Annotated in this window: 25 protein-coding genes; 3 read left to right on the top strand and 22 right to left on the bottom strand. The window is 43.8% G+C overall.

All coding sequences use genetic code 11. The features are described 5' to 3' along the window. Positions 1–22: 22 nt before the first annotated feature. The 14 genes from corA to DESYODRAFT_RS10055 all read right to left on the bottom strand — a co-directional run bounded on the left by corA (position 23) and on the right by DESYODRAFT_RS10055 (position 11,860). The gene (gene corA, locus DESYODRAFT_RS10115; protein WP_007782607.1) at positions 23–976 is read right to left on the bottom strand and encodes a magnesium/cobalt transporter CorA; all 954 of its coding nucleotides are present in this window, start codon (positions 974–976) and stop codon (positions 23–25) included. Between the two features lie 573 nt (positions 977–1,549). Further along, positions 1,550–2,404: an ABC transporter permease gene (locus tag DESYODRAFT_RS10110; RefSeq protein WP_007782602.1), complete on the bottom strand. Its 855-nt coding sequence runs from the start codon at positions 2,402–2,404 to the stop codon at positions 1,550–1,552. Continuing rightward, entirely contained in the window at positions 2,401–3,327 is a 927-nt protein-coding gene (locus DESYODRAFT_RS10105) for an ABC transporter ATP-binding protein (protein ID WP_007782600.1), read from the bottom strand. Before DESYODRAFT_RS10105 ends, DESYODRAFT_RS10110 begins: the two co-directional genes overlap by 4 nt. A 4-nt stretch (positions 3,328–3,331) precedes the next feature. After that, the gene (locus DESYODRAFT_RS10100; protein WP_007782598.1) at positions 3,332–4,426 is read right to left on the bottom strand and encodes a DUF4367 domain-containing protein; all 1,095 of its coding nucleotides are present in this window, start codon (positions 4,424–4,426) and stop codon (positions 3,332–3,334) included. Continuing rightward, positions 4,423–4,953: an RNA polymerase sigma factor SigX gene (locus DESYODRAFT_RS10095; protein WP_282433065.1), complete on the bottom strand. Its 531-nt coding sequence runs from the start codon at positions 4,951–4,953 to the stop codon at positions 4,423–4,425. The genes DESYODRAFT_RS10100 and DESYODRAFT_RS10095 overlap by 4 nt, the downstream gene beginning before the upstream one ends. 257 nt (positions 4,954–5,210) lie before the next feature. Then, complete coding sequence (locus DESYODRAFT_RS10090; RefSeq protein ID WP_007782595.1) at positions 5,211–5,741, bottom strand: hypothetical protein; 531 nt, start codon at positions 5,739–5,741, stop codon at positions 5,211–5,213. A gap of 84 nt (positions 5,742–5,825) precedes the next feature. Next, positions 5,826–5,999 (bottom strand): hypothetical protein, encoded by a 174-nt coding sequence (locus tag DESYODRAFT_RS10085; RefSeq protein WP_169315918.1) that lies wholly within the window; start codon positions 5,997–5,999, stop codon positions 5,826–5,828. A 19-nt stretch (positions 6,000–6,018) separates the two neighbouring features. Continuing rightward, complete coding sequence (locus DESYODRAFT_RS10080) at positions 6,019–7,050, bottom strand: peptidase U32 family protein (protein ID WP_007782593.1); 1,032 nt, start codon at positions 7,048–7,050, stop codon at positions 6,019–6,021. Positions 7,051–7,091: 41 nt separating this feature from the next. After that, on the bottom strand, positions 7,092–8,000 hold the full coding sequence (locus DESYODRAFT_RS10075) for a hypothetical protein (RefSeq protein WP_007782590.1): 909 nt from the start codon (positions 7,998–8,000) through the stop codon (positions 7,092–7,094). A gap of 108 nt (positions 8,001–8,108) precedes the next feature. Then, the gene (locus DESYODRAFT_RS10070) at positions 8,109–9,020 is read right to left on the bottom strand and encodes a DUF3102 domain-containing protein (RefSeq protein ID WP_007782588.1); all 912 of its coding nucleotides are present in this window, start codon (positions 9,018–9,020) and stop codon (positions 8,109–8,111) included. Continuing rightward, complete coding sequence (locus tag DESYODRAFT_RS28125) at positions 9,010–9,150, bottom strand: hypothetical protein (RefSeq protein WP_157137151.1); 141 nt, start codon at positions 9,148–9,150, stop codon at positions 9,010–9,012. Before DESYODRAFT_RS28125 ends, DESYODRAFT_RS10070 begins: the two co-directional genes overlap by 11 nt. Positions 9,151–9,212: 62 nt before the next feature. Continuing rightward, the gene (locus tag DESYODRAFT_RS10065) at positions 9,213–9,638 is read right to left on the bottom strand and encodes a hypothetical protein (RefSeq protein ID WP_007782585.1); all 426 of its coding nucleotides are present in this window, start codon (positions 9,636–9,638) and stop codon (positions 9,213–9,215) included. A 108-nt stretch (positions 9,639–9,746) separates the two neighbouring features. Then, the gene (locus DESYODRAFT_RS10060; protein WP_007782582.1) at positions 9,747–10,631 is read right to left on the bottom strand and encodes a nucleotidyltransferase domain-containing protein; all 885 of its coding nucleotides are present in this window, start codon (positions 10,629–10,631) and stop codon (positions 9,747–9,749) included. Between the two features lie 437 nt (positions 10,632–11,068). Next, a complete protein-coding gene (locus DESYODRAFT_RS10055; protein ID WP_007782578.1) occupies positions 11,069–11,860 on the bottom strand; it encodes a lipid II flippase Amj family protein in 792 nt (263 codons plus the stop codon). Between the two features lie 638 nt (positions 11,861–12,498). Between DESYODRAFT_RS10055 and DESYODRAFT_RS10045 the strand changes: the two genes are divergently transcribed. Both DESYODRAFT_RS10045 and DESYODRAFT_RS10040 read left to right on the top strand, forming a co-directional pair. Further along, positions 12,499–12,840, top strand: a complete 342-nt coding sequence (locus tag DESYODRAFT_RS10045; RefSeq protein ID WP_007782572.1) for a PadR family transcriptional regulator — start codon at positions 12,499–12,501, stop codon at positions 12,838–12,840. Then, positions 12,830–13,645 (top strand): permease prefix domain 1-containing protein, encoded by an 816-nt coding sequence (locus DESYODRAFT_RS10040; protein ID WP_007782569.1) that lies wholly within the window; start codon positions 12,830–12,832, stop codon positions 13,643–13,645. Before DESYODRAFT_RS10045 ends, DESYODRAFT_RS10040 begins: the two co-directional genes overlap by 11 nt. A gap of 281 nt (positions 13,646–13,926) precedes the next feature. Here the strand turns inward: DESYODRAFT_RS10040 and DESYODRAFT_RS10035 are convergent, their stop codons facing one another. Beyond that, positions 13,927–14,916 (bottom strand): Fic family protein, encoded by a 990-nt coding sequence (locus DESYODRAFT_RS10035; protein ID WP_242833605.1) that lies wholly within the window; start codon positions 14,914–14,916, stop codon positions 13,927–13,929. A gap of 216 nt (positions 14,917–15,132) precedes the next feature. Here DESYODRAFT_RS10035 and DESYODRAFT_RS10030 point away from each other — a divergent pair, with 216 nt between their 5' ends. After that, on the top strand, positions 15,133–15,363 hold the full coding sequence (locus tag DESYODRAFT_RS10030; protein ID WP_007782564.1) for an HDOD domain-containing protein: 231 nt from the start codon (positions 15,133–15,135) through the stop codon (positions 15,361–15,363). 265 nt (positions 15,364–15,628) lie between these two features. Here DESYODRAFT_RS10030 and DESYODRAFT_RS10025 read toward each other — a convergent pair whose 3' ends face one another. From DESYODRAFT_RS10025 to DESYODRAFT_RS09995, 7 genes are all read right to left on the bottom strand, one after another. Then, positions 15,629–16,069: a hypothetical protein gene (locus DESYODRAFT_RS10025; RefSeq protein WP_007782562.1), complete on the bottom strand. Its 441-nt coding sequence runs from the start codon at positions 16,067–16,069 to the stop codon at positions 15,629–15,631. Positions 16,070–16,295: 226 nt separating this feature from the next. Then, positions 16,296–17,282, bottom strand: coding sequence for a DUF3658 domain-containing protein (locus DESYODRAFT_RS10020; RefSeq protein ID WP_007782560.1), 987 nt, complete (start codon positions 17,280–17,282; stop codon positions 16,296–16,298). A 28-nt stretch (positions 17,283–17,310) separates the two neighbouring features. After that, positions 17,311–18,189, bottom strand: coding sequence for a hypothetical protein (locus tag DESYODRAFT_RS10015; protein ID WP_007782558.1), 879 nt, complete (start codon positions 18,187–18,189; stop codon positions 17,311–17,313). Positions 18,190–18,661: 472 nt separating this feature from the next. Continuing rightward, complete coding sequence (locus tag DESYODRAFT_RS29525; protein WP_007782555.1) at positions 18,662–18,784, bottom strand: hypothetical protein; 123 nt, start codon at positions 18,782–18,784, stop codon at positions 18,662–18,664. Positions 18,785–19,606: 822 nt separating this feature from the next. Next, on the bottom strand, positions 19,607–19,945 hold the full coding sequence (locus tag DESYODRAFT_RS10005; protein WP_007782552.1) for a hypothetical protein: 339 nt from the start codon (positions 19,943–19,945) through the stop codon (positions 19,607–19,609). Between the two features lie 30 nt (positions 19,946–19,975). Then, complete coding sequence (locus DESYODRAFT_RS10000; protein WP_007782550.1) at positions 19,976–21,280, bottom strand: hypothetical protein; 1,305 nt, start codon at positions 21,278–21,280, stop codon at positions 19,976–19,978. A 102-nt stretch (positions 21,281–21,382) separates the two neighbouring features. Further along, on the bottom strand, positions 21,383–21,832 hold the full coding sequence (locus tag DESYODRAFT_RS09995; RefSeq protein ID WP_007782548.1) for a DMP19 family protein: 450 nt from the start codon (positions 21,830–21,832) through the stop codon (positions 21,383–21,385). Positions 21,833–21,885: the final 53 nt, after the last annotated feature.

Below are 21,885 nucleotides of genomic sequence, written 5' to 3'. Positions count from 1 at the left end.
AACAGTATGTGGAGCCGACATTTTATATTTCGAACCATCCCTTACGTTTAAACCAGAAGAACATGGAAAAAGCAATTAATGCCATCATTCCGAGAACTAGGAAATATCCATATTTCCATTTCAGTTCCGGCATAAAATCAAAATTCATTCCATAAATTCCAGCTATAAATGTTAAGGGAATGAAAATTGTAGTTATGACCGTCAATACCATCATATGTTTATTCATCCGGTTTGAATTTACCGATAGATAACTGTCACGCATATCAGACGTCATTTCTCTACTGGACTCAACCATATCCGAAAGTTTTAGTAAATGGTCATAAATGTCTGAAAAGTACAGCTTATGCTCTTTAAAGTCCGGGAGTCGTTCAGAATTTAGGATTCTATACAATAAGTCTCTCATGGAATAAATAATTCTTCTTAGTTTCAGCGAATCCCCTCTAATTTGAAATACTTCTTCCATTAACTTATGGACAGATTTCCTGTCCGAATTTTGATCTAACGCTTCCAGTTTATCCTCTATTATATTTACAGCAGGAAAGAACTCGTCCACTATTTGATCTAAAATTTGATAAGCCACAAACGTCGGCCCCTTATCCCAATTACACCGGTCTTTTGTAATTCGTTCCCATGCCTGATCCACTTCACTCAATTTTTCCATACTGATGGACACAATATAGTTTTGTCCAACAAATAACGATATTTCAGTCGGGCCTATAGATTCTTTTCTTAACGCATTGAGGATAAAAAAACTATACTCTTCATAGTAATCTAATTTCGGTTTGTTTAGCGAAGAAATGCAATCCTCTATGGCTAACGTGTGAAAATTAAAGTAACTGGATAGAAACGCTATTTCAGATTCAGTAGGATTGCAAAAATCAATCCAGTACCATATATAATCATGCTTGCTTAGATTATCCAGATCAAAGCATATATGTGACTCCAAGTCCTTCTCTAATCCAAACGTTCGAATCAAAATAACTCATTCCCTTTTCTTGATCTTTTGACATCGGCTACCCTCTGCTATTCTTTGGAATTTCCGCACCAGGGTCTTCAGAAGAAAGACTGCCGGTCCCTATTTTTAAAAAGACACACCTTTAATTATAAAGGATGGTTCTAATAAAGGGAGATCCGATTGTAGATCAATTTGAATATAATTGGACACATTCAAGGTTTTATCTATAAATATTTTTATTCCCCGATGTTGATACTCATTATAGAACTTTGCACTTTTAGATTTGTTACCAGCCTCTGACCTGAGACTGTTGATGAATCCCTTTCATTTGTAGTCGATTTCTTTCCTAATAATCAAATTCCCACCATTTTTTATAATAATATTTCTTGCTTTGTCCTCAACATTGAATTCCATACACTTCACCTCTTAATTCTTTACTTTGTATATTTCTTTAGAAACTTAAAAATCGCCGGCATCCCAGGTGATTCTATCCAGAACCGTTCCGCTTCCTTACTTGCCCATTCTGAATTGAGAATGATGCTCTAAATTGAATATCGGATGGAATATTTGAATCCATGAGCAACGGCCTTCAAATCAGGAAATATCTTTCAACCTGAACTTTCTTATTGCCAGGATAACCAACCCGGGGATATAGGCAAATGTATAGATCAGCATCCAGATACTTGGCGCTGTACTTGTCATTTCGCTTGCTGCCTGAAAAGGATTGGTAACCCCAATATTGGATAATGTGGATGAAAGCATTTGCCTGTAGATCAAATCAAAGGGGGAAATCAGGCTTGAAATAATTCCCCAGCTTATAAGACTTTGATTTTCCAGCATTGAGCCGAATTGCTCCACAACTCCGCCGATAAGACCCAGCATATATATTGAAACAACAACTATTCCGTTGCTCAGTGTTTTGAATGCAGCACTCCCGAAAATAGCCAGGGATAGGATTGCTAAGGGTTCCAGCGTAAAGAACAGAAGTCCTTTCAGCACATTGAGAGGTTCGAGTGTTCTGACTACCGGCAGCTGGAATAGTGCACAGATTATAATTATGGCTGCGAAGAGAAACATTGCGTAGGATACGGATAGAACTCCCAGCCCAAGATATTTCCCAAGTACATAACTGGAGCGTTTAAGAGGGCGGGTTATGATGGAATGGATCACGCCGCTTTCAATTTCTGAAGAGATGGAACCGACAGAGACCATAATGGTGAGGAAGGCCACCAGCATGCTTGAAAAGTAAAAACCATGAAAGGATACAATGGTTGAAGCTACTTCAATGGCGTTTACAGTGTTCGGTCCCCCCTGGGTGCTGAATTCATTGACGACAGAATAGGTGATTGCTCCAAAAATAATGAGATATATCAGAGTGAGGATCGCAACGAGTATGAACAATTTTTTTCTTAAAGCTTCCTTGAAGGTTGCTGCTGCTATGGCAATCACTTCTGATCACCGCCTTCGACCAGATTTATAAACACGTTTTCAAGTGAAACCTTCTTGGGCGAAAGCTCAAATAGCTTTCCGCCCCCGTTGACAATGATTGAAGCGATATGGTGTATGACAGTCCTGTCCTTAATCTCCAAATAGATCCTGTTGTTTGAGCAGGTAAGGCCGCTGTCAAAGTCTCTAAGTTTATTTAAGACATCATTGTTTACGTCTTCGGCCTGGATTTCAAGCACTAACTTGCTTTCCAGCAGCTCATCCATTTTTCCGTACTTAATTACCGACCCTTTTTTGATGATTGCCGCACTGTCACATACAGCCTCCACCTCACTGAGCAGGTGGCTGTTAAGTAAGACTGTTTTACCCCTTGACCTTAGTCCGGTCATAATCTCTCTCACTTCTTTCCTGCCTACAGGATCAAGGGCGGAAGTGGGTTCATCTAAAAAAAGCAGCTCGGGGTCGGGAAGAAGGGCACAGGCTAAACCTATACGCTGCTGCATGCCCTTGCTGTAGGTGCCTATGCGATAGGTCTCATGGCCTTTAAGCTTGACGATGTCAAGCACCTCTTCTATCTTTGCGGCAGCATTCTTTTTGTCCAATTTGTACAAGGAAGCATGAAACGACAGGAGGTCTTGTCCTGTCATCCAATCCTGGTATTTGAAGTTTTCCGGCAGGTATCCTATTTTCTTTCTTACCTCGACATCGCCCAGTGGCTTGCCAAGTACGAATGCCCCGCCGCTGGTAGGGAACAAGAGCCCTACCAGCATTTTAATAAAGGTACTTTTACCGGCCCCATTAGGACCGAGGAATCCGAAAATCTCACCTTCGCCTACGGATATTGTTATATCCCGGCAGCCGGTTTTAGTTCCATAATACTTGGTCAGGTTTTCTGTCTCTATGACCATTCTGTTACTCATTGTCATGATATTACCTCATCGACCTTGCAATAGTTAGGATTTCTTCACTGTCTGTATTTCCGGATATAGTATAGATAACACCCTTATTATACCAGATAACCGCTGAGTGAAGCTTATCTGCTGAAGTACGCTTGTAGCCTTTGGCACCGTTTATATCAACCTCTGTATTTTTTGCATCCACATCCGGGATGTAAAGGGTGGTTTTCCAGTCCTTTATAGACTTTAACTGTGCTTGCAGGTTTTGCGGAAGTATGGGCATCTCGATAACAGCATTATAGATATCATCAACATTCACACCGTCAGGAACGGTTATCTGAGGCGCCTTTGTCTGGGTAATCTCGATTGACTTGTTATCGACACGGTAATCAAAGGTTACCTGTGAAGCAAAATCTACCCTGAAGGTTTTGCCGTCAATATTGTCCGGAAGAAGCTTTGTCGCTCCATAGGACTTCATTATCTGGTTTACATTCTTCGCATTCAACGTAAAGTCGATGGATTCAGGTTCAACAATATCAACGTCTGGTATTACACGGTCAAGGGCGGATGGGAAAGCGACGATATCGGGAAGGTTCTTTACCTCTTCCGGTGAAGAAGTCCTTTTCTGTCCGCCCTGCCTCTTTATACTTCCCATTTTGTCAAGGCTTATTTCGCCCTGGCCGCTTGAAAGCTTATTCTCGATCTGCTGCAGATCTTTAAGAGATAACGTTATTCCTTTTACATTCTGAACCCTGAAAATAGATAGTGCGCTTGCAATGGCTGATTTTACGGGCTGAACAGTTACACATACGGTGACCAACGCGACTGCACACGCCGCGGCGACAAACTTCCTATACTTAATCATAGGGTTCAACACTCCTTTATTGTCCGTATTTATAGTCTGGTGGTTTAGCCCAGGTAGTGCACTGCCTGGCACCTTGCACTCTTCAAAGTGCTGCCGGTAGTTTTTGAGCTTGGTGAAAACAAAATCATCGTTTTCCTTGAGGACTGCCAGCAGGCTTTGGCATTGGTCGCAGTCAGCAAGATGAGTTTCTATTTTTTTTCGGATACCTATTTCAAGCTCACCGTCGATATAAGCTTGAAGCAGGCCATTTCCCGGACATTTCATAAGGTTTCGCCCTCCTTTAAATACAATTCCTTGAATTTTTCCTGAGCCCTTGCCAGGATCTTCCCGACAGAGGCCTTCTCTATTTTGGCTATTTCTGCAATTTCGTTGTACTTATAGCCTGAAAATTTAAGCAGAAGACAAAGCCGGTCGCGGTGATTGAGGTTGTTCAATAGTTTCCTTACCAACCTAACCTCCGAGTTCTTAATGGCTATTTCCTCGATTGATATCACATTGCTTACCATATGTCCCTCAATTACCGGCTCTTTACTCCGCCTTGTCTTCTGGTCTCTGATATAATTATAAGCAAGGTTGGTGGCCACTTTTGACAGCCAGGCTCCTGTATTGTCATGGGCCGGAGGAGAATTATAAAGCTTGATAAAGGTTTCCTGGGCTATATCCTCTGCTGCCTTAACATCGCCGGTAAGGTACGCACAATGCCTGAAAATAACCGGATAATACTTCTCATAGGAGGTATTGAAATCATCGGGAACACGTTCCTGCTCCTTTTTGAAAAATGAACTAAACAGTTTTATATTTCTCCCTCCCTTGTTGTTTACTTATTTCTTAACCGCGGTTACATGGATAATCAAACCTGCAGATTTAGTTATCTGTAGTTTAAACACATGATAACTATGTTTTGTGACATCTTTACAAAAAAATTTTATGGTTTTACCTTAAAAACTTACGCAAAAAGCTGCTAGGTAACTCCTAGCAGCTTAATGCCTCGACCTTGTATCCTTTACTGAGAAAGTTTGGCAAATTCCTTTTTCAGCGGGGTTTAAACTCACTCAGCTTGATTGCTGTCGGTATCTTCCCGTTTCACCCCTGCCCTTCTCAGGCCGGCTAAGAAATTGACCAGCCCCTCCGAACCGAGGAATATTCCCAGCCCTATGATCAATCTGGCCAACATTCCTACTGAGCCAAAGAGTATTTGAGACATGTGCATAGGTTGTTCACGGATCAGACTTGTGACTACCCCTAATAAATTCGGCAATGAACTCCCCATAAAATAAAGCCCCAGCACCGAAAAGGCGACTCTCTGAATATCCTTTGCCCCTAAACCGGAGCCTTCCGGAAGTTGGCTTTCTCCCCTAACCATTATTGCCGACAATTTATCCGAAAAAATCCATAATAAAACCCCAAAAAGAATATAGACCAAGGAGAAAATAGTATTAAGGAAAACTCCGGAAGCCATTTCTGCCGAAGGAGTAATAACAATAAACATAATGATATTGGAGAATACATTAATCCCTTGAATAATAACGCAGATACCAAGAATCTTACAGGCCAGGCTTGCTAATTCCTGCTTATTCATCCGTACACCTCCTTTTACTCCAACCAATTATCCCTCAAGACGGGAGACTTATCCTTTGTTCGAATAGTATCCCTTCTTCGAATATTACATCTTTCTCCAATCAACCGTCATTTTCCTGCAACTGGTACCGACTCCTGTGTTTTCCACTTCATTCGTACCGGCTCCTTGGTTTTCCACTCCCTTAGGCCCGGCTTTAGAGCAGCCTTGCCGGCAAACCGGCCAAATGCCGGTCCAGGCGCAAGCTACCCCTCCCGCCAAGACATAACGCCCTAACACTTCAAGAGTAGTAACACATATAGCCGCTTTTACACAAACCCTTCGCTCCCTTGAGCGACTTAGCCTCTATCCTTACCTCTTCGGAGGTGTGACCGGCTTGGCTGAAATCCAGCATTTTCTTAAGGAGCCTGACACTGGCCGCCTTTTTCTGCAAAGAGGCCTCCCGTCCGACAATTTTCAGAGACCCCACACCGATTTTCTGTAATTCAGGCAAGGCGCATAGCCCGCACATTCCCAAAGGATAACCCTTGGAACCGGACATCCCGCCAAAATTCTTGATCCCGATCCAAAGCCAGCGGCGATACTCGTCCAGGTGCTCCCCAAAGCTTTCCTGATTAACCCGGAACAGCCTCTCCCTTGGCCGCTTTGGGGCAGTGTTTTCCTCTTCCCTGATTTTAAGCGGTTTATAGACCCAAGCCGGATTGTGGCAGAAGGCCCCGCCAAAGGCATGACTGGCATGACAGTAGCCCTCTTCAAAAACACAGCCGTCATTAAGGATAAAGGCTTCATACTCCAGCTGCTCTCCGCCCTGCTCAATCATTGATTTCATGGTTTCCGGCTCAACATAGCGGGGAAAAATAATCCGTTTCACACCCAACCGGCTGAAAAAAGAGACCGCCGCGCTGTTTAAAACCGCCGCCAGGCTGCTCACATGAATGATTGATTCCGGCCGGTCCTCTTTCAACAGACGAATCAGCCCCGGATCTGCCACAATCAAGGCATCCACACCGCAATAATCCTGGGCCTGCCGGACTGTCGCAAGGATATCTGCGTAAAGTTCCGGGGCATAGCCCGGCTGATTCAGGGTAAGAAACACCTGAGCACCCGCCCCATGGGCGACGCCTGCTAACTTTCTCAATTCTTCCAGACTCTCCAGATTAGCTTTTCCCGGTTCCCGCCGGTTCAGCCAGAGCTCCTGTCCCCGGCCCTTGCGCCAGGCTCCGGGATTTAAACCACAATAGAGCTCCTCCGCCCCCAGGTTCACCAGGGTCTCCGCCTCGTATACCGAATTAACCGGGGCCAAAATCTTCATTGCACCCTCCTTTGCCGCTTTCGCCGCCTTCTGTTCTCTGCCTAGATCGGTTCCCGCTGGATTACCAGGCGCTTGATCCCTAGTTTGGCCGCCCTGTCCAAGGCTTTTTTCAGGAACTCCTTTTGCTGCCGGTAGAAAATGGTATTGCCCTTTTGCAGGATTACCCAACTCCTGCTTTTTCTCACCTGGCGGCTGGGATCGGACATCTCCAGCCAGTAATGGCGACACTTGCGGTCACAGCCCCCCGCCAAGGGCTTAAACTTCCGGTCTTCCCCGAGCCCCCAGGACTGAAGCAGACAAATCCGGCCTGTCATAATCACACCGTAGGGCAGATAAAGAGTCGTCTCATATCCCCAATCTCCCAAATCATCAGCCAGCCCTTGGGGGGGGAAGTCCAACTCGATGCTCCTGACTTTATACTGATGGAGCAACCCCCGCAGGGGGGCCCCAGCCAGACTGCAGCTGCGAAAACGGGCCAGCGCCCCCCCTTCCGGCTTGCGGCGATGGGTCAGCATTCTGGGGTCTCTCAGCAGCTTATTAAGTAAACGACCCAGGACAGGGGTTAAGGTGGGGAAATCCTCGGCCATGATCTGAAGTACGCCCCAGTCATTAACCACAACCTCTCCTTGTGGCTGCACCCGCATCAGCTGTCGGAGTAAACTCTTCACTGATTCAAGTCCCGCTTCGGTCACATAAGGCGTAACTAAGGTAAAGTTCATTCCCTGCTGCCCAGCCAAAATCAGAGCCTGATCTAATTCCTTTGCGCTGGGAAGGGCTTTTTCACAAAACTCCTGACCGAAATACATCCGGCTGAACTTAATTGGCCCAAACTCCCCTTCACAGACTTCCCTAACCTCCGCCAGAGAATCCGGGCCACTCTCCTTCATCCCCCATGGCTCCGCCAGCCACCCTAAAGCCTGCCCCCAGGGAATTGCCAGCGCCCATTCCATAATCCTCACCTCCGGTTTTCCCGGATCTCTCCGGAGCAATAATAGTCTATGCCGTGGCCGGATAGGCGTTCCAGTATACCGGGCGCAGAGCTTTGAGCTACTTTCCCATCAGAACTTCTCCCGCAACGCCTTGTGGAGAAAATCATCGATCTTCTCCTTGTAAAGGTTATGCAGCTCCGGGTTTGTTCCGGCAAACCGGGTCATTTCATAGGCTAATTCCTTAAAGGTCTTGAAGAGACTATCATATAAATAGGCGATTTTATTGGCCTCGGCCCTGCCATAGGCTTCATTCAGAGTCGCCTCCATTTGTTTAATGGCCTTATAGCCCGTTCGCTCCTTCAGCTTGTCGTAGGAGGCTTGTTTGTTTTCGATCGCCTGCTCCAACCTATTTTTCTCCAGCCTTAACTCACGGGTTTCGGCTTTCAGTCTATCCCGTTCGCCGGCCAACCGGGCGTTCTGATCCTTTTCCCTGTCCAGATCCTCACGGAGAACTGTGCTCTCCTGTTTTGCCTGATCCCGCTCGGCCACGGCCTGCTCCCTTACCTTCTGCGCCTCTTGCCGCTGCTCAACGGCCTGTTTCAGCTCCCGGGCGCTCATACTTTCCACATCCGCCTCCATCAGGAACTGAACCCGCTCTTCCTTGGGAAGTCCTAAAAGAATCATAGCTTGCGCCGTCGTCAGCTTCGGCAGCATCCGGCCCGCTTCTTCAATCCGAATCCCCTCCCCGCCTTGAGTCACCGCCTGATCCTGGGGGGACTGACCGGCTGCGGGCAGGAGAAAGTGTTCTCCGTAAGCGTCAAAGAGCTGCATGAAACGCTGGGCCGTTCTTGGGGAGTAATTGACCGATGCTTCCAGCCACTGCCCCCACTGTCCAGTGGGAAGTACGGATCGGACCTCTTTCAGCCTGCGCCCGATTTCGACGGCATGGACAAGGAAAATCTTCTCCATCTGCCGCTTTAGGGTGTTAATCTCCGAGGCAATCACCACGGGGGTCCGGTTGGCTGTCAATTCATCCATCAATCAATCCATCCTCTCCTGCGCCTGGCAAATCTTCTGTCGGTTCTACCCATAGCATATGATTCGCCCGCTGAAGGTGACAACCAGCACGGGCATGTCCCAGAACGCGACATCGTGTCGCTTTCTGGGACATGCCCGCTTTCCCCTGTTTTTTAATCAGGTGTAACCTGCTCTTTGAGCAAGGGAATAACTTTCTTAGAAAGTCTTTCTTCGAGACCAAGACTTGCTTTTAACCCCTTGAGAGAAGACCGGCCCTTGTTTATACAAGATGGCCGCGCATATTAAAAAAATAAGTATATGCGGTATACTATATCCCCAATGAGCGGTAAAACCGCTTGGAGGGCTGCCATCAGAAATTCCCTGTCCATGAAAAAGGAACCAGAGAATAATTGGCGGAATCTGTACTAAGGCAACCGTAGAAAACCCTATGTATGCAACTATTTTTCCAAAGCTGAAAAGGGATAAAAGCAGAAGGATAATACCCCAGGCTAATGAAAACATTCCCCAGGCCGCCACCTCTGCTTCTGTTGGTCCATAAGCATGAGCAACGTAAGGTATCGCTACCATAATTACGCCTATTGCTCCAATCATCTTCCAACACCTTAAACTGCTGTATTGCATTGCACTTTCCCCCTCATAATCATCCGCCTCAGGTCAACAAATATCACGGCAAAGAGATTTTTGTTAACGATAGACTTAAAGAGACACAACATGGTTGTTGGTAAGCTATCATCTATCTTTACTACTTGACAAACTATCGATTGTTTCTGTAACATGCTTCGTTTGTTCCGCCGTAAGAAGTTCTTTAACTTCACTCAGCAAATGCCTGAGTTGTAAGCAGGCATTTTTACTATCAGTTCCAACAACTGCAAATATATCGTCTATTTTGCTTTTATAGTTAGCGGGGCGGATGTCATATTTACCCATCATTTTAACTGCCTTTTTTTCATTCAGACAGTACTCTTTATTCAAAGCAAAGAGAACCTGATTGAGTGATGATACCGATCGTACAACATGGGCAGTCAAATAATAAATATCGTCTTTATCAACGCTGCTTTCTGCCAGCCATAGAGAGAATTCGGCTTCAAAGGAAAACCGGTGAATAAGCTCTTTTTGCAGTTCGTTTGGATACTGTTCGGCTAATCGCTTCATTGCAGATATATTGCTGCCTTTTTCCCATAGCACTTTACAGACAGCCAATTCACCCATGTACATGATATTGATATATGCATGAGGATGCCCGGTCTGGTAATGAGCGGTAACCATCCCCTTCCGGCCTTCCTCAATAACCCTTTCCACTCTGGCTGCATCACGCAGGATAAAATCTACGGGACAGCCATCAATGGTAAGCCAGCCACCGCCGTTAACCCATTTACCCCATCCTCCGGGCGGCGCAATAAGATTCTGACGGTGTTCATCGTCAATCAACTGCGCTGCTTTGTTCAGAGCATGGATATCTATCATCCCATTATCGTAATAGATGCCGATGTCAATATCCGAAGCCGGGGAATGCGTGCCCCTGGCTCGCGAACCGCCCAGTACAATTGCCTGAATGCCCGGTATGGTTGATAGAACAGTTACTATTTTATCCAAAATAGTTTTGATTTCGTTCATACAACTCACCTCAACTATTCTTTACATAGTGTTTTCGAAAATTCAAAAGGCATTCGATTTTCACTATCACCGGCAATGGCGATTTTTCACCTGGCAAATCTTCTGTCAGCTCTATCTATAGCCTATGATTCGCCCGCTAAACATGACAACCGGCACGGACATGTCCCAGAACGCGACAACGTGTCGCTTTCTGGGACATGCCCGCTTTCTCCTGTTTTTTAATCAAGTGTAACCTCCTACGGGCTTGATGGCAGTCCATACACCAAACGCGGGATCATACGTTCCTTTTTGAGCAAAGATTCCACCTCTCCCAGACAGGCGGCCCCCAACCTGGTATAAAACTCTTGGGCCTAGGGACTTGTAACGATCTCAAACTCCTTAATCCCTGACAGTTGGCAGGTAAACTCAAGCAAATTCAGGAGTCCCCCAACCGTTGTCTAGATAATATTAGCAATGATCACAATCAGATATGAAAAGGGAACGAGTAAAAGAACTGCCGCAAAGGTTCCCAGAGTTTTGCTCCCCACTAAGCCAATGACACATAACCTAAATTCTTCCTCCGTACATTTCCCGTCAATAACATCGTCCGTCATAATGGATAATTTGGGATCAATCAAAATCGTCATTAAAATGGTGGCAATCCCGTTCACAATCGAGGATAAGGTAACGCAGGTCATTCTCAAATCCGGTTCGATGGCACCCGCATAAATAGGAGCCAGGGACCCTACGGTAATCAGCGCAACCGCCACCACATTGGCCGCAATGATTCGCTTGGGCAGTCTGCCATAACTCAGTTGTCTGACATATTCCTTCCCCGGCACGGAAACACATTCTTTCATGTAGCGAATCCCGGCCTTAGAGAAGCTGTGTAAAATCAGTTTTGACAATGACCTGTCGGCAGAGAAAGACTCTACTCCCTTGCAGAGAATTTTTTGAAAGGTGGGAATCAGCAGGGCTCCCAAAATCGTCGCTACACCGGAAATCAGAATGATGGCATTGAAAAGGGCCAGTAAATCACCGCTTCCCGAAGTCCTTTCCACATGTTTAGTGAGAATGGGAACCTGAAACGTAACCGCAATCCTTGAGACCAGCATCAGGATATTGAAAAGAGCAAAGGATACGGCGATCTTGCCCGTCCGAATCCCCACTAAGCGGACAGAGTAAGCCAGGGTTCCTATCAGGGAGATAATAAAATTAAGTACAAAGACCAGGATAATTTGAATACTCATAACGTCTCCTTTGCCTCCAATTCTTTCTCAAGCAAAAAACAAACCTTTTCCGTCCGGGTAAATTTCATCCCACTGCTGAATCTTTTGGCCGTTCATTCCTGCGTAACATTCCTGCGTAATTCTATGCCGATACTTTCAGTCAGTAGAAACCCTTCCTCCAACACTTCCTTAAAAATAAAAGACCAACATTCTTGTCCGTTTCATGTTGATCCAAAAACCAGCTTCGTTTAGTTCCCTGTACCCTAACTCGCTTCACTGACCGGCGTTTCTCCTTCCCGGAACTTTTGCTAATTATACCCCAAATTACACTTAAATGTAAATCGCCGGCCATTGTCATCGCGAAGGTCCGGCCAACTGCCGGCGGTTCTATCCCCTGGCATCTGATCCGCCCCCTAAGTGTGACAGCCGCCACAAACATGTCCCAGAACCCGCCAACGTGTCGCATTCTGGGACATACCTTCTTTCCCCATATTTTTAAGCAAGCTGTAACCTCCGGAAAAATAAAAACCATAAATACATAGACAGGCCGAATATCCGATCTGCCAAAAAAAGGAGTTAAATTGAATGGCTATTATTGACATATATAGATTATCTATATTACTATAATATATAGATAATCTATATATGGAGGCCCGAATATGGTAATCAATAAAAGTCTTTTAACTGGAAGTACCACCATACTTATCTTAAAGCTACTTGACGAAAAAAATATGTACGGATATCAGATGATTGAAGAACTCAGAAAAAAATCAAACAATGCTTTTGAGTTAAAAGCAGGAACATTATATCCATTGCTCCACACCTTAGAGCAAAAGGATATGCTCACTTCTTACGAAGAGACCGTTGATAATGGGAGGGTACGAAAGTATTACAGTATCACAAAAAAAGGTCGTAAGCATTTGAACGAGAAAAAAGAAGAATGGGAAACATTTACTTCTGCTGTAAATGCTGTTTTGGGAGGTGCGGGTTTTGAAACCTAGTAAAATAACCGAGTATTTGGAAGTTGTGTGCCGACAGATACGTTGGAAAAAGGCTCAGGCTTCTGTTTTAGAGGAAATCGAAAACCATATAATTGATCAAAAGAACGCTTTCATTAGTGATGGACTTAATGAAGAAGAGGCAACAGACAAAGCAATTGCCGAGATGGGCGATCCCATTGTTGTCGGGGAGCAGCTTGACCGTGTACATAGGCCTGGGCTTATTGGCATGAGTATCGGCATACTTTTAGTTCTAGTTATTTTGGGAACAGCGGATATGGGCAACGGTCTATTACGAATTCTTGGGGTGGGAGACCAAATAGTGCTTGGGGTAACTATCCCCATGCTAGCAGAACTAATTTACCTAATTGGAGTGTCTGTAACCATATCTTCACTTGCAGCTATTTTTGTTCCAAAGACTATAACTAGAGTCATAATTTGGTGTCAAGGTTTTATCCTGACAGCTATTTACTTTATGGAGGTGTTTCCTCGTATTAGGTTTGCTCTGCTCTTGGTTGTTGTCAATATCATTAGCTTCCTTGTCGTATACCGAATCAGTAGAAGTGTTAAAACTGGTCTAGTATCTACTATAACGAGTTTTGTTGGACTTTTTCTATTCGTGGTAGGCACCCAAATTAATTGTTATATGTACAACAACGGAGTGAATGGCAGCTATGGAGGGTTTGAGAATGTTCCTAAAGCCTTAGCAATCATTTGTATTATGTGCTTGGTTCCTCAACTATCGATGGCAGCTTTTATATCGGCAAAAAATTCCCCCCAACCTCCAATGAGACAAATGCTTCCCTGAGAGAAATTAATCTCAGGGAAGCATTTGTTGTTATATGCCAGTTGCCGCTTCCTATCCACAGCCTATGATCCGCCCCCTAAGTGTGACAGCCGCCACAAACATGTCTCAGAACCCGCCAACGTGTCGCGTTTGGGGACATGCCGATTTCCCTATTTTTTTGACCAGGCTGTAACCTCCGGGAAAATAAAACCATAAGCTAAATGGACAGGCCGAATATCCGGTCTGTCAATAAAACAGAGGAGTTGGATTAAAAGCCGGCTTCACTACCCTTTTAGGCTATGTTATTGCTTAATCCGGTATTTCTGCCTGCTGCTATTTGGCTTATCCGGTACAGTCATTTCGATTAACCCAAGTTCCAAGGCCGGACGCAAATAGTTATTGCTAAACGTAGGACGGTGTTTGAGTCTGAGCCGATCTAAAAGCTCTTTTGCCGAAAGCGTTTCATTCCCCAAGGCCATCAACAGGCGTTCGACTTGTTCGGTGACTTGCTCGCGCACTTGTTCGGTTTGAATAAGCTCCCGCAAAGCAGCGCGAATTATCCTAAGCATAAATTCAATGAATCCGGTGGAATCTGCGGCTTTATCCGCGGCAGCCAGTACTTCATAATATTCCTTTTGCCGTTCATGAATCAGGGTTTCGACGGGAAGCCAATGACACACCGGCTTCCAGCGGCTTAACAGCAAAGTCTGCCACATTCGCCCCATGTGCCCGTTGCCATCGGCAAAGGGATGGATAAACTCAAACTCATAATGAAAAATGCAGCTTTTAATGAGCGGATGGGTGTCGGCATGGTTTAACCAATGAAGTAAATCTCCCATCAATTTTGGTACAAGATCAGCCGGCGGAGCCATATGTACCAACCTTTCCCCAGCAAAAATACCTACCCCACCGGAACGGAATCGACCAGATTCATTGCTCAATTTCTGTATTAATATTTTATGCGCTTTTAAAAGATCGTCAATACTGCATGGATCAAAGGACGGCAGAAGATTATACGCCTCATAAGCATTTTTTACTTCACAAATTTCTTTTGGTGCGCCAAGAACACGCTTGCCATTTATCACATCCGTCATTTGCTCCAGGGACAGAGTATTGTTTTCAATCGCCAACGAGGAATGAATCGTCCGTATTTGATTGTCTCTGCGCAAATGAGGGTTAATAACGCTCCCATTTTTTACTGTGACAACACCCACTTGTTCGCTGATTTCAGCAACTAAGTGAATAATGGCATCCGTAATGCTATATGGCGGAACATACGGTTTTTCCGGCACAAGTTCACCCCCCAGCTTCATCTTATACGTTATTATACCGTACAAGTCCTGTTGATACAAGACAGCATTCCCTCCAACCTCCCAATGACACAAATGCTTTCTTGAGAGAAATTAATCTCAGGGAAGCATTCGTTGTTATATGCCAGTTGCTGCCGGTTCTATCCACGGCATATGATCCCCCGCAAGGGTACAGCCGACTTTATTGGAGTGTTGTTTATGTATAATAAATATCCTGATAAAGACAAAGCTTTAATGGTTCTTGAACAGGCAGAAAATTCAAATCCGGGATTGTGGAAACAACATTCAGAATTCGTAGCTTTAGCTTGTAAAAATATTGCAGAACTTTGTCCAAATCTCGATAGTAATAAAGCCTATATTCTAGGGTTGTTGCATGATATAGGTAGACGGATAGGGATAGTTCAAGAAAGGCATACGATTGCAGGTTAGCTGACATACTATGGAAAGCACATTTTTTATCTTTTTTGCCGGCATAGTGCTAATCACGCTGTTTGGAGCCTTTAACTCAAGCCGGCGGAAATCAGGCTCACACTCCAATATAGCAAACACACCGGATACATCAGATACGTTCCAGCAGCATCTCCATCATTTTCATCACCATGAACATGTTGATCATGGCAGATTTTCAGATTTCTCTCATGGGGATTTCGGTGTAAAACATTTAGCTTATCAAGGCACCTATCCTCAGATAAATTCAGATCGCCTGCTTAGTTTGCGTCTTAATCTTTACCGGTTGATCCGTAGAAATATCAAATTCCGCAAGGGAAATTGTACCATCCCCGTGCTTGATCCCGATTAGAAGCCTGTCCTCTCCTTTAAGAAAAAAGAAGGCTTTGAAATCCCCGGTCTTTACCTCATTATCTAGCATAGTATAGGCGGAAATAATCCTCTTATGGACCTCACTGCTTAATTCCTTCACCTTCTTGCCAAATACCTCATCCATAGAATAAGATTTTATTTTTTTGCTATCATTCAAAGCAAAGGTCTTACGAATCGACGCTTCTACATTAATTTCTTTTTCCTGATACGACAGACCGCCAGAAAATACATCGTCGGAAATTGCATAAATCAACAGCCCCGCTAATAAACCGAGAGATAAAGCAATGGCCACCAGAGAGAATTTCATTCTTTTCATAGTGACTTGACCACCTTTCAATAACTTAATACGACAAAAGACGGCTTCTGGCACTGTCAGTCTATAGACCAATCAAACTCCAGGCTATGTTTCCGCTTTCAGCTTTCAGCTATCAGCGGAAGCTGACCCACCTCAAACCAATTGCTAAACACCAGGCATCCTCTTTTCTTAGGAAAGCTAACCTTGATAAGGGTTGTCCACTCAGAACATCACTCAACGTTGCTTTTCAATCTCCAGCGTACTCATAATGGTAAGAACACTTTTTCAACACCCGATGATAAACCGGCATATCTTCGGCAACTGCAGACACAACCTTTAGTTTTCCTTCACGAATCATTGCTTCGATGCGGTATGCGGCCCAGGAATCACTAATTCCAACTTGATATTTACCAAGCACCTGCCCGATAATCTTTGCCTCCTGAAATTCCTCACCTTCTGCTGCGATTTCACGAAGGATAAAGTCATCATAGAGGGTTTCAGGTGCACTGACCAACCGTCCGTTCAGCGTGGCCCGCAAAGGCGCGTTCTCCTTTTGGAGCTCTTGCCAATGAAACGCACAGTTTTGTACAAATACCGGCAACACAGGTTTTTCCAAGGCAAGATACCGGTGCCATTCTTTGGGAGCAACTTCACCCCAGCCGCTTTTCCGGAGGATATTTCCCTTTTCGTCAGCTTCCCATTCCGGAAGCTTGACAATAGCAAGCTGTTTGCTAGGCACCTTCCACTGATTCGACTGCTCCATGAACCAATAGAGTCCACACATTTCATCAGGGTGATTGCTGTACCAGATTCGCAGGGATTCCCCCCTGGCTGCCCGTTCCTGAACCCTTTTCAGACCTTCTTTTACCCTTTTGAATATTTCCTGAGCCGCCTGACGCCCCACGTCACTGGGATAAACACTGTATAAGTGTTCCAAAGTCTGCTGCCGTTTGATACCGGGCTGATGCTCCGAAATATCTCCGACGCTCAGCATCAAGTTGAAGCCATAGATTTCCGCTGTATTTCCACCCAAGGGGACAGCACCCTCCCATGCTAAGCGTGCCTTTTCCTCTGCTTCCCGCCGGGCAGCTTCGACTTCCTCTCCGGTTGGCTTGCTTCCATCCGCGTGACTAACGACAACACCAATACATCCACCTTGATATTTCCCCTTGCCATAGTGCTGTGCCACTTTAAGACTTCCACAAGCACTGTCGCTGAATACTATTTCAATCATATTATCCTCCTCTCAAATCCATAGCTGCTCATATGGAGTTATTCCAACTAGCCAATGAAAAGGGATTTTTTTGGCACTCCGCCAGGAATTTCTTAAAGGATTCTTCTTCTTGCCTTTTTTCCTCTTCATCAATTGACACGATCATTTTTAGATTCTTACATGAGATGATGCCATGATTCTGATATTCTTCAATCACCCATAAATGCTCAATAGTATTAATATCAAATTCCGGATCGTTAAAAACCGAATCATCAAAACCTTCGGGTAACCTCTTGGTCTTATAGTCATTAAACAGCAAAACTTCCATGTGAGTTTCAGCTTTTCTAAATTCAAGGCCGGTTAATTCTGCAAAGCTTTCCAGGCAATTCTGATCATAACTTTGAGAAATAATTTCCTCTATAAACAGTCGTACGACTCTATGGGACAGGAAACCTCCATAAAATTCCAGAACCATGGCTTTCGGAGACTTTTCAATAATCCGAATCCTTGCTTCATGAAAACTTGGCCAGCTTCCCTTGAAACCTTTTACTAATTCATCCGAGCCTTCTATCATTTCAGGCGCTAAAATTAAATTCAATTCCGCCCTACCACAGGGAATACGGGGACGTTCCTCCTTATTATGCAAGTACATAAAAGCGTTACTATTGAGAAAAAGAAGATAGTGACCATATTCATCCTTGCCTTTTTCAAGGACAAAACCTTCCTGACCTGGCTGATTCGCAAAGTTTAGCTTATACTTATATGCCATCCCGTAATTACCTGAAAATTCCTCATCCAGCCAAACTCTGTCTGCTGCCGCATGGATATTTCTGCGCACTGTTCCGGTACCGTCTTTATTGTCAGTAACTATTGTATGGCTTTTGTTTTGGATAAAGGTTAGGTTGTCCTCAGCTCTTGTTACCTGCATAGCTCTTATTCCCCCTCAAGTTTAGCAAAGGCCATCATCATAAAAACAAGTATCATTAACTTATTTCCACATCCCTCCTCTACATCCTCCTTGATTTATGCTGAAAAAATAACAGGTTTAACTTAAACAAGCTTCTATAATACGAACTTCAAGGGACCCGTTTTTTTAACACAATCCCAATACTTGATCATTTAGAACACCTCTAACAATTGAAAAAGTGTGGATTTCGTGATATTCATTTTAATCTTCTTTATGGTTAGATTTGGACGAGAACTAATCCATCTCTAATTATAAGGCCTTTTTACTAAAACGCAGGGATCTTGGTATATTACCTTACAATTTTACCTTCTTACGCGATATATCGCAGCGAGGTCTTTCTTGACAATTTAACAATATTTTTATGCAAGGCTAATAAACCTTAACTCATTTGAAAATCAAAGAAGCGAATACCCATTTTACTGAGTATCCACTTCTAAAGCAATGTGTTAAACCTGGTTACAGCTTTAGGTTTCAATTCTTGATCTTTGGCCCCAGTGTGTAAAGGTTCTAAGCCAACATCAGCCAGAATAGTTTCAATAATCTCCTGTGCTATCATAACTTCTCCCTTTCGAAATTTAACAATCATTTTTTTACAGGAATGGAGACCGAAACATTTAATCTGAGGACTCCTCAACAGTTAACAACTTTCTTGATATAGAGGGGATCATTCCAATTAATATTAAGACGTTAATCAATTTCATTCCATATGGACCTCTTTCCTAAAATTTTACGGTGGTTATCTATCCATAATCATCATAGTACCCACATTAAGCTCAATGACTACATTGAAGACTCATTAATTGATTCTGAGGGTAACGATGAATCAACCGGGTACCATTTTAACTCATCAGTACTCAAAAAATTAATTTTCTGCGGATACCGATACTCATATAAAGGAACACATTATTTGTCAGTGCTTTGGGCTTAAGGTCAGTAGTCTGAATAGACTTGTCCCAGGAAAAGATGATTGCAGTACCAACCTTTGCTAATCATAAAATATTAAGTTCCTACCTTAGAGCAAACTTTTATAATAGTTGTTTGCAAAAACAAAAGTCAAATATTTATGAAAATTGCCGGTCGAAAGTTTCCAAAGACCCCGACCGGCTCCAATTTCATATACCATTTTTAATAATGGAAAAAGTCCCCAAAATCAGAGCGAGAGGAATGGTTTTTCCTTATCTTCTGTGAGTGGGGTGTTTGGTTTGAAGCCTATTCTTACGCCTCATAAAGTGTATCAAGATTTTCTCATATATCCGTCAACCTGTATCCCGTTTTGCCCTCCGTTAAATGATAGCTGGAATACAACCTTTGAAGGGGGGTACATTTAAAATCAACGATTTTCCGAGCTTTCTGTCGTACAAGGGTATGTCAATAGGCTTTAGGTTCGATCCATTGAATACCCGCCTTCTCCGGCGACATCTGCGCCATAATATTCGGATTCATATGGACACTCCGCGTCTTCGCTAAAGAATATCACCTCAAAGCATTCGCCTGTTTCTTGTTCTGCCAATTCCGCGAGTTCTTTTAGTTCGGCAAGTGTGAGCTCTGTGGTTATTCCAATATGAGTGGACGAATCGCAAAATTCACAATACCGGTGCCACAGTGATATGAATCTTTTGTTTGTATCTGATTCGGGACATGGATGCCCACGATCGAGCCCCTTGTATTTCGCAGTACCATAAAACATTGGTGTTGATAATAATTCGAAATAACCCATATGCTCATCTCCAAATCACCAATACGCTTGTTAGCCGCGGCTTTCTTCATTTATTTCTTTTATGACCATTTTGTTATTTATGACATCATACTCGTACTCGCCGAAAACAACCTTATCGTTATTTGTTCTCAATTCAAACTGGATGCTGACCGTAGACGGGTTCAACCAGCCGGTAGCCTTGAATACGGTTATATAATAACCATCATTCGGTTTTGAAATATCGGGAGCGGTTTTCAGAATATCATCCACAATAGGTATCTTTATTACCGAATAATCTTTTGTATCGACTATATCCGTTTGTCTCCACAGTCTGCCGGCGTATCCGGCTGTAACGAAACGGCTGTCCTCAGACCATAAAAATTCATTGGTTAAATTGCTGTCTCTGCTCCACAGCACGTCGCAGGTCGAAGTATTGATGATCCTCATTTCCTTAAGAGCGTGCAGCCCGCTCGGTCCGTCCATATACATTCCGACGCTTTCAATCCGCAGTTTTCCATCCGGCGAGGTTTTGCACGCGAACGTCGGGATAGTTTGAAATTTTTCGTATGTATCCGTTTCTTTATTAAGTAAATATCGCTTATCACCATTTAAATTAACGGCGAACGTATCAATAGGATATGTTTGGCTTGACGCTAATTTCCCGCTGACAACGATTTTATAGCAATCTTCGCCTTCTATTTGCACCGGAAAAGATATATCAAAAACGCGATTGCCGGTTTCCTCAAAATAAGATTTAACTTCATTTATAATTGAAAAAATGTCCGTAGGCGCCTCCTGCCCGAATTCGACCAGGGTAATCTCCTGAGCGTCTCCGCCGGCGATTCCCGCTATTGAATAGACATTATCATAAGCATACTTTACTCTCATCTCCATATAGCGGCGCCATATGCCCTTGCCTTGAGTGTTCAGTACACGATCTAAATAATTGTCATTGTCGGTCGTGAAGTCGTAATTCACTTCCATGTAAAATTCGTTGATATCGCCGGACAAAACAGAGATGTCATTGAGTTTATATGAAGCTATGCGCTCTTCAACCGGCGTCTTCCTGCTCAAACAATAATCCATGTAAGTATCAAAGGCAAGCGTTCCGAGCTTTATAAGGTCGGTATCGTCCGATGAGAATATCAGAACTTCAGCTTGAGCAACATTATCTGAGCCCTCGCTTATAACTGAAAACGGCTCAGTTTCGCCTTTCGTATTTGTTTTTTCTTGTGAGTTGCTTGCTGTACATGCTGTAAGAGTAATAATCAAAATCAAGGCAAACATGAGGCAACTATATTTTTTTATGGCGACACCCCGTATTTTTTTTAGGCAATCTGAAAACATAAACAACACGCCAATCCTCTCCTTCAATACTGCCGGGGTTTAGCATATTCAGCTCCGTTAATACAGCGCGGAAACTCATCGCATCATCAAACACTGACGAGCAATTTATCCTTATTTTATAAACAAATCGATATGCTCTTCTATGTAGTTTAGCTGCAGTTGACTTAAATCTTCAGGATACTTGTAAAATAAGTTATCAAGTTCACTTAGCTGTTCGGCCTGTTCATCTGTTTCCGCGCCTGTTTTAGATTCTCCCACAATGTTCATTGCCGAATCAATGAATTCGGCATTTTTATTTGCTTTAATTTTGAGCAGCGCTTCTTTTGTAAGTTTTACAAATTCGCCATCAAAAAGATTTGTATTGTATCCATTGAAGAGGAATTGGTCAAACCCGCCGTTATTTATTTCCCCTTCGTAATTGCATATTAGGTAGACGTCACGCTCAATTTCATTTAGAGAAATGTTATCGCTTTGTTTGTCTATCAGCACCTCATATATCCCGTAGACTGCATTTTGCGGGATTTTCGTATTTTCCAATATCGGTTTCGCGTAATTCTCCATAACGTCCTCCGGTTTGCTTATTTTATCTATAGATACCGTTTCTTCGGGTGGGC

Source organism: Desulfosporosinus youngiae DSM 17734 (genome assembly GCF_000244895.1).
Lineage (GTDB): Bacteria > Bacillota > Desulfitobacteriia > Desulfitobacteriales > Desulfitobacteriaceae > Desulfosporosinus > Desulfosporosinus youngiae.
This window is presented reverse-complemented; position numbering and strand designations above follow the sequence as displayed.

Coding starts and splice junctions, on each gene's coding strand:
- DESYODRAFT_RS10075 (WP_007782590.1), bottom strand. CDS start 8,000: ATGGAATGGGCGCTGGCAATTCCCTGGGGGCAGGCTTTAGGGTGGCTG.
- DESYODRAFT_RS10020 (WP_007782560.1), bottom strand. CDS start 17,282: ATGATTGAAATAGTATTCAGCGACAGTGCTTGTGGAAGTCTTAAAGTG.
- DESYODRAFT_RS10015 (WP_007782558.1), bottom strand. CDS start 18,189: ATGCAGGTAACAAGAGCTGAGGACAACCTAACCTTTATCCAAAACAAA.
- DESYODRAFT_RS10065 (WP_007782585.1), bottom strand. CDS start 9,638: ATGCAATACAGCAGTTTAAGGTGTTGGAAGATGATTGGAGCAATAGGC.
- DESYODRAFT_RS29525 (WP_007782555.1), bottom strand. CDS start 18,784: ATGATAGCACAGGAGATTATTGAAACTATTCTGGCTGATGTTGGCTTA.
- DESYODRAFT_RS10090 (WP_007782595.1), bottom strand. CDS start 5,741: ATGAATAAGCAGGAATTAGCAAGCCTGGCCTGTAAGATTCTTGGTATC.
- DESYODRAFT_RS09995 (WP_007782548.1), bottom strand. CDS start 21,832: ATGGAGAATTACGCGAAACCGATATTGGAAAATACGAAAATCCCGCAA.
- DESYODRAFT_RS10100 (WP_007782598.1), bottom strand. CDS start 4,426: ATGAAATGTCCGGGAAATGGCCTGCTTCAAGCTTATATCGACGGTGAG.
- DESYODRAFT_RS10005 (WP_007782552.1), bottom strand. CDS start 19,945: ATGGGTTATTTCGAATTATTATCAACACCAATGTTTTATGGTACTGCG.
- DESYODRAFT_RS10030 (WP_007782564.1), top strand. CDS start 15,133: ATGTATAATAAATATCCTGATAAAGACAAAGCTTTAATGGTTCTTGAA.
- DESYODRAFT_RS10105 (WP_007782600.1), bottom strand. CDS start 3,327: ATGACAATGAGTAACAGAATGGTCATAGAGACAGAAAACCTGACCAAG.
- DESYODRAFT_RS10055 (WP_007782578.1), bottom strand. CDS start 11,860: ATGAGTATTCAAATTATCCTGGTCTTTGTACTTAATTTTATTATCTCC.
- DESYODRAFT_RS10080 (WP_007782593.1), bottom strand. CDS start 7,050: ATGAAGATTTTGGCCCCGGTTAATTCGGTATACGAGGCGGAGACCCTG.
- DESYODRAFT_RS28125 (WP_157137151.1), bottom strand. CDS start 9,150: ATGTCCCAGAAAGCGACACGATGTCGCGTTCTGGGACATGCCCGTGCT.
- DESYODRAFT_RS10025 (WP_007782562.1), bottom strand. CDS start 16,069: ATGAAAAGAATGAAATTCTCTCTGGTGGCCATTGCTTTATCTCTCGGT.
- DESYODRAFT_RS10045 (WP_007782572.1), top strand. CDS start 12,499: ATGGTAATCAATAAAAGTCTTTTAACTGGAAGTACCACCATACTTATC.
- DESYODRAFT_RS10060 (WP_007782582.1), bottom strand. CDS start 10,631: ATGAACGAAATCAAAACTATTTTGGATAAAATAGTAACTGTTCTATCA.